The following is a 13,851-nucleotide window of genomic DNA, read 5'->3' as shown; positions in this document are numbered from 1 at the left end:
TAAATCTCCTCATGTAAATAGTACTTTACATAATGTTATATAAACTTTACTAAATGTCAATGGTTATTGACTGTAGGTCTAATAAATTTGGTGTTTTAATGGCTAAAATTAGTATATTTCATTAAAATATCGGTATTTTATATAAAATAAGAATATTAAAACATTAAACATGATTTAAGAGATAATAATCAAATTAAAATAAAAATATAAGAAATGAGAATTGAGAATTTAGTGCACTGGCCAAAAGTTATTTCCTGGCCAGTGAAGCGAATATGCCTATAAAGCAGAGAACTGCACAAATTGTAAATACAATTTTTATACTGACTAACAGGGCAGGGTAACTGCTTGGCAGTATCTGAACATTTCCAATAACTATTGAAAATATCAGCAAAGCTATTCCCATGCTGAGCATCTGCCCAATAAGACGCATCGTGCTTACAGTAGCTGATGCAATACCGTAAAATCTTTTTTGAACTGATCCCATAATTGCATTGGTGTTTGGTGATGAGAACAATCCTAATCCAAATCCGAGTATCAATAAAACTACTATGATGAACTCAAGACCAGTATTGCTGTCTAGGAATGTCAGGAAGTAAAGGCTGGCTGCCGTAATCGCCATTCCTATTGATGCTATTGCTCCTGGTGAGAATTTATCCGATAATCTTCCTGCTACTGGTGCGGTGATTGCCATAACTGCAGGCTGGGCTACAAGAATTAGTCCTGCAGATAGGGCATCAAACCCTTTTATGTACTGCAGATAAAGGCTTAAAAGGTATGTAACTGCAAATGTGGCACTGTAATTAATTAAAGCTGCCGCGCTGGAAAATCCGAAGGTTATATTTTTGAAGAGCCTTACTTCAAAAACAGGATTTTTAACCCTTAATTCGAACATTGCAAACGCTAAAATTCCTATAATGCCTGAAATTAATAGTATAATTCCTGAAGTCTCGGGAACTATTGAAAAGCCATACATCAACATTATAATGGCGATACCATAGATAATTGACCCTAAATAATCGAAATTTTCTCCCTTACATTCGGCCCATTCTCCTTTGACTTTCAATGAGGTAAGGGCAATTACAAGTAATCCTAAGGGTATAATTACATAGAATATGCTTCTCCACCCGAGATAATGTGTTAATATTCCCCCTAGAACAGGGCCCATTGATAAACCTGTGTAAACTGCCGCAATATTTATACCTATTGCTTTTCCTCGTTCTTTTGGAGGGTATACAGATGTTATAATAGCTAAACCTGTAACAAATATCATTGCAGAACCGATCCCCTGTAAAACTCTGAATGCAATAAGTGAAATTACAGAGGGGGCTACACCTGATAAAAAGGTTGCTGATGTAAAAATGATTATGCCGTATGTAAATATCTTCTTCATGCCATGTATGTCGGCTATTCTTCCAAAAGGCACTGCAAAAACAGCAGATGCTAATAAATATGCTGTTGGAATCCAGCTTAATATGATAGCATCTGCAGCAAACTCATAACCAATTGCTGGAAGAGCAATATTGACTGCAGATGCCATAAAAGGTGTAAAAAATGAAGCTAACGTGGCTACCAGCAGAGCGGGTATTCGATTATCAATAGTATTGGTCTGCTTACAAGATTTCTCTGTGTTCATGATTTATCCCCTGTTAAATATCTTTTTTATATTATCTTTTATTTTAATCTTTAATTTTAATTTTAATTTAATTGGTTTTATTTGAGTAAATTCTCATCCAACTGCTTTAAACCATTTGATAAATTACTTAAGGTTTTTTCATCCATTTCTTCAAGTGCACTGTAAAGGAAGGTATTGCTTGATTCATTTTTTATGCGGTCAATCAGGTTCTGGCCTTTATCAGTAAGCATAACTCGATTTATCCGTAAATCTTCTTCATCTTTTATTTTTTTAACCATACCTTTCTTTTCGAGTCTTTTTATGCGTTCAGATAATGTATGGGGAGCATTTCCGATATCTGCTGCAATTTCTCCCACTGTTGGTGGTAACTCATAGGTATCAAGCTTGAATTCAGCATGGTGATCCAGTTCTATCATCAAATGGAACTGTTCAAATGTTAACTCATATTTTTGGGCTGTTTCGCGGTGTTTTAATCGTATTAACTTATTTATATGTTCCCAATATCTCAATATTTCTGTTATATTTCCTTTTTTCAATTATATACCGCCATGTGTTGCTCTAATTGTTATATTTGGCTATTTTGTGGGATTAATATGTACCCATAATCATTTTGTTTGCCTTCAAATATATCGTGTTACGATATTATATGGCGCCGCATATAAAATTTGGGGAGATAAAATTTTTTTAGATAAAAATCAAAGATTAAATAATACATGATCTTGAATTATGGAACGATTTTGGCATTGGGTAATAAAAAGTAAAGAATGAATTGGTTACTGATGGGTTACCTTTAACTTTATTATCCCCATTGACCAAATCCACAAAGTAGTGAATAGATGTATTAGGAGGAACAATTTAATGAAAAAAGTTCTTTTATTATGTGCTAGTCCAAGACCAAGTGGAAATACATATCAGGTACTTGAAGAATGTGCAGGTGCTATAGAAGATGAAGGTTTGGATGTTGAAATAATCTCATTTGTAGGAAAAAGTATCAAATCATGCATTGCATGCGGAAGATGCAAAGAATTAAACGAATGTGCAATTAATGATGGATTAAATGATATTATAACAAAAATTAGAGAATCAGATGGTTTTATTGTAGGGGCACCGGTTTATTTTGGAACCGCGCGTGGAGATGTAATGTCTGCACTGCAGAGAATAGGAATGGTTTCAATGGCTTCTGATAATTTTCTGTCATGGAAAGTGGGAGGTCCAATAGCTGTTGCAAGAAGAGGGGGACATACAGCAACAATACAGGAAATGCTGATGTTTTTTTTTATCAATGATATGATCGTTCCAGGATCAACCTACTGGAACATGGTATTTGGCCATGCCCCTGGAGATGTGCAGGATGATGAAGAAGGAATGAGGACTATCAAGAAATTTGGATACAATGTGGCAACTTTAATTAAAAAAATAAGCGAATAATCAAAATTTATAAATTTTTTTTAATTATATCTATTTTTAACTTTTTCAGGTGTTAAAATGACTGAAGAACAGCTTTATAAAAAATTTGCAGGTTATTATGATAAGATCTATGAAAAATTAGACCACAAAAGGGAATCTAAATTTATAAAATGGGCTGTAAACAAACATGGGAACAGCGAAAGTAATGTACTTTTGGATATTGCATGTGGAACTGGAAGACATGCCCATTTTTTGAAGGATGATTTTGAAATTCTGGGGATTGATATAAGCAAAGAAATGTTAAAAATTGCCCAAGAAAAAGTGCCGGATGTTGAGTTTATAACTGGAGACATGAAAAAACTTGATTTAGGGCGAAAATTCGATGTTGTAATCTGTATGTTCAGTGCCATGAATTACAATGTTACAGCTGAAGAGCTGAAATTGACTTTAACTAATTTTTATGGCCATTTAAATAAAGGCGGTGTTTTAATCTTTGATCTGGGGATCAATAAGGAAAACTGGGTTGACGGACATTTAAGTGTTGATACTGTAGTTGATAAAGACCTAAAATTAGCCCGGATTTCTAAAGCACATTTGGAAAACGGAGTTCTTAATTCAAATTTTATTTTTCTGGTAAAAGAGAATGGAAAAGTTGATTTTGACATTGATGAACATAAATTGGGAATCTTTGAAATAAAGAAGGTCGATGAATTAATGAAAAGTATTGGATTTAAAACTTTTATCTACTCTAATTTTAAAGATGAAATTTATGAAATTGGAAATGGGGAAAGACCTGTTTTTGTGGGTGTAAAATAGTAAAGGTCGACTTTGTAAGAAAATATTTGAGTAATTAAGATTATATTAAATTAAGTGATCATTTATGAAAATAGCTGTAGCAACATCTAATGGTAATGATGTGGATCATTTTGGTAAAGCGCAGGGATTCATGATTTATGAATTTGATGAAAAAAATATGAATTTCATAGAAAAAAGAGAATCTCTTAAAACCGAGGGTGAAAAACACCAGTGGCAAAAATCATTAGATGCAATAAGTGATTGTGAAGTTGTTATATGTGTTCAAGCAGGTTTAAAAGGTAAATTTGGCATTAAAAATGCGGGAATTAGGCTTGTAGAAGATGAAGGGAGCATAGAAGATGTTCTTGAGAAGTTTGTTAAGCATTATAACTTCATGAAAAAACCCTTATTTTAAAAATATTCTTAAAATTTTTTAATTTTTGCGGGCTTTGATTTTCGAACATTAAAAGTATAAATATTACCCCTGCTAAATAGTAGTGTATAACCTGGGCGGATTTTTAAAAAATAAATTTAAAATTAAAAATAATGGAAAATTACTATAAAAACTCTGTTTTATCCTCAGATATTTTCCATATATTTATAAACTAGGAATGAGATTGTATATTAAGTAAATTTTTAATTTAATTTAATCTACCAAATAGTTTTTATGAAATCCTTTTTTATAAGTGTTATAATAAAAGGAATTATTCTATAAGTCTATTAGGGACGGTATTTTACAAATAAATTTATAAAGGTGATAATATGGCTAAAGCTAGAAGGCGAAGAGTGCGTGATACGTGGAAAGAAAAACAATGGTATAAAATTATGACTCCTAAAGATTTTGGAGAGGCAGAAATAGGAACCACACCTGCACGAGATCCAGATATACTCTTAAAAAGAAGAGTTGAATCATCAATGAGAGAATTAACTGGTGATTTCAGCAAACAATACGTTAAACTTTACTTCCAGATTAACAACGTAGCTGGAGACACAGCAAACACCAAGTTTGTTGGACATCATGTAACAACAGATTATGTTAGAAGCATGATAAGAAGAGGAACAAGTAGAATAGATACCCTTTCAGAGGTAACTACAAAAGACGGTTACAAAGTTAATGTGCATATCATTGCAATAACCGTAAAAAGGGCAAAAGCATCCCAGCAGAAGTTTATAAGGGAAACTATGGGCAACCTTATTCAACAGGCAGTGGATGGAAAAACTTTCCCAGAATTTGTGGAAGGGGTAATAACTGGAAAAATGGCATCCAGTATATACCACGAAACAAAGAAAATATATCCTTTAAAACGAGTTGAAATAATTAAAACTCAAGTAGCTGAAGAACCAGCATAATCAGTTTAGTTACTAAAATATCTGGGAGATAAATGATATATTTAGAATATGTGATCTTACTTGTAATCGTAGGGCTTTTAATATACCTTAAAGGAGCCCTCGATCTTTTAGGATCCATTTTCATGATTATCATGGGTATAATTATTATTTTTACTGCTGGAGTTAACTGGCTTCTTTTAATTTTTGCTTTCCTGATTCTTGGCCTGATATTTACCAAATATAAACATGAATACAAGAAGGAAATGGGTATTTACGAGGGTACAAGAAGTGTAAAAAATGTAATTTCTAATGGAATAGTTCCTTTTGTTATGGCGGCATTTGGAAATTATGCTGGGTTTATAGGTTCCATTGCAGTTGCAACTTCAGATACACTTGCAAGTGAAATAGGAGTTGTAGATAAGCATCCTAGGCTTATAACTACTTTTAAAAAAGTCCCGCCTGGAACAGATGGAGGAATCTCTCCGCTGGGGACTGCTGCAGGAATTATAGGTGCAGGAATTATAGGTATTATTGCTTATCTTTTAGGAATATCTGCAGATCCTTTCACTGCACTTAAAATAGCAGTTATATCTGGTACTTTCGGATGTTTTGTAGACAGTATTCTTGGAGCCGTACTTGAATCAAGGAATTATCTTACAAATGAACATGTTAATCTTTTAGCTACTGTATCAGGGGCAATTTTAGGAATTCTTATAGTTTAATAGGTATAACGCACAATGTTTACATAGTTGGGTGATAGTGTGAAAGGAATTATAATGATAATAGACGGGATGGGAGATCGTCCTATAAAAGATCTTGGATATAAAACTCCACTTGAAGCTGCAAACACTCCAAATATGGATAAATTAGCTGAAATAGGCATAAATGGTATCATGGATCCGATACGCCCAGGCATAAGGGCAGGGAGTGATACTTCTCATATTTCAATACTGGGTTATGACCCTTATGAAGTTTATACTGGCAGGGGGCCATTTGAAGCAGCAGGAATAGGGCTAGATGTTATAGCTGGAGATATAGCCTTTAGATGTAACTTTTCAACCCAAGATGAAAATGGTATTATTGTAGATAGGAGAGCCGGGAGAATAAGAGAAGGTACAGAAGAAATTGCGGGATCTATAAATTCTTTAAAATTAGAAGGATTTGAAGATATAGAAATAATATTTAAAGAATCTACAGGACACCGGGCTGTACTTGTACTTAGGGGAGCCGGATTATCTGATAAAGTATCCGACGCCGATCCAAAACATGAAGGAAAACCTCCTAAAGAAGTTGTTCCTTTAGATGATTCTCCTGAAGCAGCAAAAACAGCAGCAATATTAAATAAATTCGTTAAAACTTCATATGATCTTTTAAAAGATCACCCTGTAAATCTTAAAAGAATAAATGAAGGAGAAAACCCTGCAAATGTGGTTTTACCTCGAGGAGTAGGTGCAGTTCCTCATATTATTCCATTTGGAGAAAAATATGGAGTAAAGGCTGCATGCATAGCAGAAACAGGGCTTATTAAAGGAATTGGAAAAATAACTGGTATGGATTTAATTGATGTTGAAGGGGCTACCGGTGGAATTGATACCAACCTTGAAAATATGACTGCAAGTATTGTTGAAGCAGCAAAGAATGATGATTATGAATTTATATTAATTAATATAGACGGCGCAGATGAAGCAGGTCACGACGGGCAGATGGAAGAAAAGGTGAAATTCATCGAAAAAGTAGACGCTGTAATTGAGGAAGTAATGAAAATAGATGATCTTTATTTCATTTTAACTGCAGATCATTCAACTCCAATTTCTGTAATGGATCACACAGGAGATCCTGTTCCTATTATCATAAAGGGACCTGAAGTTAAAGTGGATAATGTTAACAGTTTTAGTGAAAGGGCAGCAGCATATGGCGGATTATGCAGAATAAGAGGCTCCGATATCATGAATATATTAATGGATTTCATGAACAAGTCTGAAAAATTTGGAGCCTAATTAAGTAAAAACGGTGTATTGTATGACAGATATGATTCCAAGACTATTTGGTACATCAGGTATCAGAGGTAAAATAGGCAGTGAAATCACTTTAAACTTAATAACAGATGTTGGAATGGCAGCAGCAACATATGTTGGTGGAAAAGGGCGTAAAGCTGTTATAGGATATGATACACGGACTTCAAATAAGATGGTTGAAAATGCAATCATCGCAGGGATATTACAATGCGGCTGCGATGTAATTCGGCTTGGAATGGTTCCAACGCCGTTGGTTGGATATGCAGCAATGAAACTCAATGCAGATATAGGAATCATGATAACTGCATCTCATAATCCTTCCCAGTACAACGGAATAAAACTATGGAATCCAAAAGGTATGGCTTATACTCAGGATCAGGAAAGAACAATAGAAAAAATAGTCCATGAGAAGACTTTCTCTAAAGTTTCATGGGAACATATAGGGGATATTAAAGATAACAGCAGCATTATCTCAGGGTACATGGACGACTTACTGAACAATGTAGATATTAAAGGAGGCCTTAAAGTTGTTGTCGATTGTGCAAATGGGGCAGGTTCTTTTGTATCTCCAACAGTGCTTAGAAAGGCAGGTTGTGAAGTTTTAACTTTAAACAGCCAACCCGACGGATTTTTCCCGGGTAGAATGCCAGAACCCTCAGAGGCAAATCTTTCTGAACTTATGAAAGTTGTTAAAGCTACAGGGGCGGACATTGGAATTGCACATGATGGTGATGCAGATAGAATGGTTGCAATCGATGATGAAGGAAAGATGGCAGATTTTGATAAGCTTTTAGCACTTGTATCAAGTAAAATTGGTGGAAAAATAGTTACAACTGTTGACGCGTCATTCTGTGTGGATAAATGTATGAAAGAATCCGGCGGTGAAGTAGTACGTACTAAAGTAGGAGATGTTCATGTTGCAGAGGCAATAGTGGAGTGTAATGCTGCATTTGGTGGTGAGCCTTCTGGTACATGGCTCCATCCAGATTTCTGCATGTGTCCTGATGGAATACTTTCTGCACTTAAGGTTATAGAAATTGTGGAAAAATATGGTCCTCTTTCTAAACTTTTAAATGAAATACCCAGTTATCCAACAGTGAGAGATAAAATAGAATGTGAAAACATTCAAAAGACACTGATAATGGAAAAAGTCAAAGAGGAACTTCCAGATTATTTCGAAGATGTAAATGATGTCAATTTCATAGATGGAGTTAGAATTTCCATGAAAGATGGAAGCTGGGTTCTAATAAGGCCTTCGGGTACCGAATCTTACATAAGGATTACTTTAGAGGGTAGAAATGTTGAAATAGCTCAATCAATTAGAACTAAATCCAGAGAATTTATAGAGGGAATATTATGAAAGGAGTATTGCTTACGGCAGGTGAAGGCACAAGGATGCGCCCGTTAACATTAACAAGACCAAAAACAATGCTGCAGGTTGGAGGAAAACCAATACTTCAATATAATTTAGAAGCGCTGAGAGATGCAGGTATTAAAGATATAATAATGGTTGTAGGCTATAAAAAAGAGGCTATTGAAGATTATTTTGAAGATGGTTCTTCATTTGGAGTTAACATTGATTACATCACTCAGGAAAAAAGACTCGGAACCGCACATGCCATAAATTCTGCCCGCGATATGATTGATGATGAATTTATAGTTCTGAATGGGGATATAATAGTTGATCCAGAGCTTATTGTGGATTTAATAGTAAAATATGAGTCAGAGGAAACTTCATCAATTCTCATGCTTACTGAAGTTGAAGATCCATCTTCATTTGGAGTTGTAGAAATAGAAAACGACATAATTAAAAATATTATTGAAAAACCAGCTCCTGGAGAAGCTCCAAGTAACCTTATAAATGCCGGGATATACCTTTTTGATAAAACAATTTTTGATGCAATAGACAGGACAGAAAAGTCTGAAAGAGGAGAATATGAAATAACAGATTCCCTTAAAATTCAGATGAACGAAAATAAAATAGTACGAGGGCTTAAATCTAATAATAAATGGATTGATGTTGGAAGACCATGGGAGCTTCTAAATGTCAATGAACATTTCATAAGTGAAATGGAAGAGGATATCCAGGGTGAAATTGAAGAAGGAGTCACAATCCACGGCAAGATAATTCTTGGAAAAAACAGTATCATCAGGTCTGGAACTTACATTTTGGGTCCTGTTTTTATTGGAGAAGGCTGTGATATTGGACCTAATTCCTATTTGAGAAAATATACATACCTTGGAAATAACGTAAACGTGGGAAATGCAGTTGAAATTAAAAATTCAATTATAATGGATGGTACTAATGTTAATCACCTTTCATATGTCGGTGATTCAGTAATTGGAGCTAACTGTAACGTTGCTGCAGGTACAAACATTGCAAACCTGCGTTTTGATAATAAAAATGTCAAGATGAAAATTAAAGGCGAAAAATTTGACTGCGGTATTAGAAAACTTGGTGCAGTGTTTGGAGATAACGTTAAAACAGGTATAAATTCCAGTTTCAATCCCGGAGTTAAAGTGGGTATAAATTCAGCAGTAGGTTCTGGCACTATAATTTATGAAGATATACCTTCAAATACACTTGTTTTAGTAAAACAGGAATATAAAATCATAAAATATGATGAATAAATTTGTTATTTATTAAGTGAATAACACGATTAGATTTATTGAATTTAACTGTGTTTAAATAATCTCTCGATTATTTAACCGTAAAAACCTATGGTTTTTACATGTTTAAACATGTTTAAAATAGAATTGCCGTAAATTAACTAACTTTTAAGTAGGTGAACCAAATGAGCACTGTAGATAAAAGTGTTAAGACATTTGAAGGTTCAAAAATAATTGGAAATGTTAAAATCGATTCAGAATCTTCAATATGGTATAATGCTGTTTTAAGAGGAGATATAGAATCCATAACTATTGGAAAATATTCTAATGTTCAGGACAATTGCGTCGTACATTCATCAAAAAATTATCCGGTTGAATTAGGAGATTACGTGACTGTAGGCCACGCTGCAGTTTTACACGGGTGTAAAATCGAAGATAACTGCCTGATTGGAATGAATGCTACTGTTTTAAATGGTGCAAAAATCATGAAAAACTGTATTGTTGGGGCAGGTGCATTAGTTACAGAAGGAAAAGAATTTGAAGAAGGAAGTTTAATCCTGGGCGCTCCTGCAAAGGCGGTCAGAAAGCTTACAGATGAAGAAATAGAAGGTATTAAAGATCATGCTGTAAGATACGCACAATTAGCAAAATAAATTATGTGGTTTAAATCACGCTATTAAATACAACATAATTAAATCTGTAATTAGAATTAATAGTTATCTGGTTAAATTAATCCAGTCAATCGCATGGTTTAGAACACAACACATTAGTCCAGTAATTAATATTAGTAGAACAACTGGTGATCATATGGTTAAAGTAAAAGAAACTGTAAAAAAACTTGATCCTTACGTTCCGGGAAAATCAATCCCAGAAATAGCACAGAAATATAATCTTGATCCTGAAACAATCATAAAGCTTGGATCAAACGAAAATCCACTTGGCCCTTCTGAAAAATCAATGGAAGCGATAAAAGAGAGTCTCCAGTTAATAAGTCAGTATCCTGAAACAAATTTGGAACCACTAAAGGAAAAACTAGCTTTATACTCTGGAGTGGACAGTTCTAACATAATAATAGGTGGAGATGGGGCAGATGAAATCCTGGATGTGCTCGGGAAAACATTAATAGAACCAGGCGACGAATTTATAGTCCCACTACCTTCATATATGTACTATGAATTTACTTTAAAGATTCACGGAGGAGTTCCAGTATATGCCCGATGGGACATGGAAAAAAACGAACTTGATGTGGATTCAATAATAGCAGCTTTATCTGAAAAAACAAAAATAATCTTTTTATGTACTCCAAATAATCCTTCAGGGACATTAATAGATAAAAGAGATATTAAGAGAGTACTTGAAAGTACAGATGCGCTTGTGGTTGCAGATGAGGCATATTTTGAGTTTTCAGAAGTTAACAATGTTGATCTAATAAAAGATTATGATAATTTGCTTCTGCTCAGGACATTCTCTAAAGTCTTTGGACTTTCTGGAATGAGGATAGGTTATGCAATCTCAAATCCGGAATTTATAGAATACATGCACAGGGTAAAACCAGTATTCAGCCTTACAAAGCTTTCCTATGAGGCAGCATCGGCAGTGCTGGATGATAAGGAGTACATACAAGAATCCATAGAAATTGGAATCCAAAGCAGAGAATTTTTATATGAAAACATGTCTAAATTTGATAAACTTGATGTTTACCCTTCAAAATCAAATTATCTGCTTGTAGGTGTTAAAGAAACTGGAATGACCTCCAGTGAATTTGCAGAAGAGCTCTTAAAAAGAGGAGTCATTGTAAGAGACTGTGCTTCGTTTAAAGGACTGGATGAGTACTGGGTAAGGGTAAGTGTCGGGACAATGGAAGAAGATGCCCGATTTATTGAAATACTTGCAGATTTAATTGGGTAATTTGATATTTGAGGTTGTAATTTAAATGATGATAGGAGATATAATCGTATCCTCTCTGGAATTTCCTGGAAAAATGTCCATCGTTATTTTTTCAGGAGGTTGTATTTTAAAGTGTCCATATTGCCATAATCCTGAACTCATAGACAATGGAAAATCAGTAGAACTTGATGAAATCATTGAAAAAATTGAAAGTTCCATTGATTTTATAGACAGCGTTGTAATAACTGGAGGGGAAGCTCTTATACAGTATGATGATGTGAAAAAAATCTTGAAATACTGTAAAAATCAGGGATTAAAAACTAAACTGGATACCAATGGATGTTTCCCAGATAAACTTTCTGAACTTATAGATCTGCTGGATTATGTAGCTTTAGATATTAAGGCTCCTTTTGATAAGTACGAAGAGATTATAGGATCAGATATAGGGGATAATGTTAAAGAAAGTATGGAAATTTGCATAGATAATAAAATATATCTTGAGTGCAGGACAACTTATGTACCCTTCTTAATGGATCCTCAAGACATAATTGCAATTGCAAAAACTATAACCTCAGATATATATACAATTCAACAATTCAGAGATAAAATTGTATTAGATAAAAAATTACAGGGCACGCCTGTTCCTTCAAGGGATGAACTTAGAGAAATTGGTAAGGCTGTAAAACCATTCTTAAAAAAAGTGAGAATAAAAACAGCAGAATTTGGAAATGAATTTATAAATTAATTAATTATTATTTTTCATTAGGCGGAGGTCGTATATGCCTATATTATTATTTGGAAGCAGTCATTTAGAACTTATAACGGGTAAAAAAACTACCACAATAAGGAAACTATGGAAAAAACCACTGTCTCCTGGGGATCGTCTTCACTGTTACTGGAATCTCATATCCAAAGAGCGTAAAAAGCTATTTGAAGCTGAAGTAACCGGTGTAGAGATTATGGAATTTAAAGATATCATTAAAGATGATGATCTTGCAAGAGAAGAAGGTTTTGAAAGTGCTGCAGAGCTGGAAGCAGAATTTAGAAAGATGTATCCTGATGATACAAGCGATGATTCGTTGTTCCAGATAATAAGGTTTAAAAAGTATCCCGTTGATAAATGGGAAGGCGAAAAAATAGATGAAAAAGCTTTGATAACCAAAAGAGCAGATATACTGTTTGATTCAGGAAGATTCAATGATTCTGTAATGTGCTATACCGCAGCTTTAAGACATGACCCTGACGATGTTTATCTTTTAAATAAGAGGGGAGACAATCTGTCACGTTTAGGTAAGTTCGATGAAGCCATCAAAAACTATGATAAAGCATTAGAAAACGATCCTGAGAATGAGTTCATCTGGAACAACAAGGCAATAGCACTTTTAAATTCAAATAAGCCTGAAGAAGCATTAAAGTGCAATACAAAGGCTTTAAAGATAAATAAAGCTAACTCTGCTGTATTGTACTGGAGAGGATTTATTTTAGAGATGCTTGGCAGATTTGAAGATGCTTTAAAATGCTATGATAAGATTCTAGAAATAGAGCCTGAAAATCCTGATGTGTGGAATGCAAAGGGAAATATTTTAACAGAATTAGAAAGAACTGAAGAAGCGCTTACAGCTTATGATAAAGCATTGGAGTTATGCCTTGAAGAATCACCTGATGCATCAACCTGGAACCGTAAAGGTAATGCCCTTTTAGAGCTTGGAAGGTTTGATGAAGCTTTAAATTGTTACGACGAAGCGTTAAATCTAGATTCTAAAAATGATATTATCTGGAGCAATAAAGGTGTGGCCCTTATGGAGCTTGATGAGTTTGAAAAAGCAGCAGAGTGTTTTAACCGGGCTATACTTATAAATCCTGCAAATGAGGATGCCCGTGTTTTAAAGGATGAATGTTTAGAAAATTACTAACCACCCTGTTAAAAATCTTTGATTTTTAACGTGGCAAAATTGAAAATTTTGCCAACTTTTTCAAAAAAAGCCGTCAAAAATTCATAGAATTTTTGGGCGTGCAAAATCTTTGATTTTGCAAGGGATGGATCGAAAAATCCTCGCCCTCGAAAACGAAGTTTTCGGGGCATGCAAAAACCATTGGTTTTTGCGGTTGCAAATCGAAGATTTGCAAACATCGGAAATTGGAAATTTCCAAAAGCTTGCAAAAACTTGTTTTTGC

14 protein-coding genes are annotated in these 13,851 nt (G+C 34.3%); 12 read left to right on the top strand and 2 right to left on the bottom strand.

Annotated elements, in window-relative coordinates:
* Positions 1 to 247: 247 nt before the first annotated feature.
* Positions 248 to 1,633, bottom strand: coding sequence for an MFS transporter (locus EJ01_RS02175; RefSeq protein WP_048080283.1), 1,386 nt, complete (start codon positions 1,631 to 1,633; stop codon positions 248 to 250).
* A 77-nt stretch (positions 1,634 to 1,710) separates the two neighbouring features.
* A complete protein-coding gene (locus tag EJ01_RS02170) occupies positions 1,711 to 2,169 on the bottom strand; it encodes a MarR family winged helix-turn-helix transcriptional regulator (RefSeq protein WP_048080282.1) in 459 nt (152 codons plus the stop codon).
* Between the two features lie 322 nt (positions 2,170 to 2,491).
* On the opposite strand from EJ01_RS02170, the gene EJ01_RS02165 reads away from it, so the two are divergent.
* The 12 genes from EJ01_RS02165 (at position 2,492) to EJ01_RS02110 (ending at position 13,589) form a co-directional block, all read left to right on the top strand.
* Positions 2,492 to 3,061, top strand: coding sequence for a flavodoxin family protein (locus EJ01_RS02165; RefSeq protein WP_048080281.1), 570 nt, complete (start codon positions 2,492 to 2,494; stop codon positions 3,059 to 3,061).
* A 57-nt stretch (positions 3,062 to 3,118) separates the two neighbouring features.
* Positions 3,119 to 3,856 (top strand): class I SAM-dependent DNA methyltransferase, encoded by a 738-nt coding sequence (locus EJ01_RS02160; RefSeq protein ID WP_048080280.1) that lies wholly within the window; start codon positions 3,119 to 3,121, stop codon positions 3,854 to 3,856.
* A gap of 64 nt (positions 3,857 to 3,920) precedes the next feature.
* On the top strand, positions 3,921 to 4,250 hold the full coding sequence (locus EJ01_RS02155) for a NifB/NifX family molybdenum-iron cluster-binding protein (RefSeq protein ID WP_048080279.1): 330 nt from the start codon (positions 3,921 to 3,923) through the stop codon (positions 4,248 to 4,250).
* A gap of 347 nt (positions 4,251 to 4,597) precedes the next feature.
* Complete coding sequence (locus EJ01_RS02150; RefSeq protein ID WP_048080278.1) at positions 4,598 to 5,185, top strand: 30S ribosomal protein S3ae; 588 nt, start codon at positions 4,598 to 4,600, stop codon at positions 5,183 to 5,185.
* 32 nt (positions 5,186 to 5,217) lie between these two features.
* Positions 5,218 to 5,886 (top strand): TIGR00297 family protein, encoded by a 669-nt coding sequence (locus tag EJ01_RS02145; protein ID WP_048080277.1) that lies wholly within the window; start codon positions 5,218 to 5,220, stop codon positions 5,884 to 5,886.
* Between the two features lie 39 nt (positions 5,887 to 5,925).
* A complete protein-coding gene (locus EJ01_RS02140; RefSeq protein WP_048080276.1) occupies positions 5,926 to 7,161 on the top strand; it encodes a 2,3-bisphosphoglycerate-independent phosphoglycerate mutase in 1,236 nt (411 codons plus the stop codon).
* Between the two features lie 22 nt (positions 7,162 to 7,183).
* Positions 7,184 to 8,539, top strand: a complete 1,356-nt coding sequence (gene glmM, locus EJ01_RS02135) for a phosphoglucosamine mutase (protein WP_048080275.1) — start codon at positions 7,184 to 7,186, stop codon at positions 8,537 to 8,539.
* Positions 8,536 to 9,810, top strand: coding sequence for a bifunctional sugar-1-phosphate nucleotidylyltransferase/acetyltransferase (gene glmU / locus EJ01_RS02130; protein ID WP_048080274.1), 1,275 nt, complete (start codon positions 8,536 to 8,538; stop codon positions 9,808 to 9,810). Before glmM ends, glmU begins: the two co-directional genes overlap by 4 nt.
* Before the next feature lie 164 nt (positions 9,811 to 9,974).
* Positions 9,975 to 10,442 carry a gamma carbonic anhydrase family protein gene (locus tag EJ01_RS02125; RefSeq protein WP_048080273.1) on the top strand — a complete coding sequence of 156 codons (468 nt, stop codon included), beginning with the start codon at positions 9,975 to 9,977 and terminating at the stop codon, positions 10,440 to 10,442.
* A gap of 154 nt (positions 10,443 to 10,596) precedes the next feature.
* The gene (gene hisC / locus EJ01_RS02120; protein WP_048080272.1) at positions 10,597 to 11,697 is read left to right on the top strand and encodes a histidinol-phosphate transaminase; all 1,101 of its coding nucleotides are present in this window, start codon (positions 10,597 to 10,599) and stop codon (positions 11,695 to 11,697) included.
* Between the two features lie 25 nt (positions 11,698 to 11,722).
* On the top strand, positions 11,723 to 12,421 hold the full coding sequence (locus EJ01_RS02115) for an anaerobic ribonucleoside-triphosphate reductase activating protein (protein WP_048080271.1): 699 nt from the start codon (positions 11,723 to 11,725) through the stop codon (positions 12,419 to 12,421).
* A gap of 34 nt (positions 12,422 to 12,455) precedes the next feature.
* Positions 12,456 to 13,589, top strand: coding sequence for a tetratricopeptide repeat protein (locus tag EJ01_RS02110; RefSeq protein WP_084689103.1), 1,134 nt, complete (start codon positions 12,456 to 12,458; stop codon positions 13,587 to 13,589).
* The last annotated feature ends 262 nt before the right edge of the window (positions 13,590 to 13,851 follow it).

The sequence above is a fragment of the Methanobacterium veterum genome, assembly GCF_000745485.1.
Lineage (GTDB): Archaea > Methanobacteriota > Methanobacteria > Methanobacteriales > Methanobacteriaceae > Methanobacterium_D > Methanobacterium_D veterum.
The sequence above is the reverse complement of the archived record's forward strand: the minus strand, read 5'-3'. Positions and strand labels throughout refer to the sequence as shown.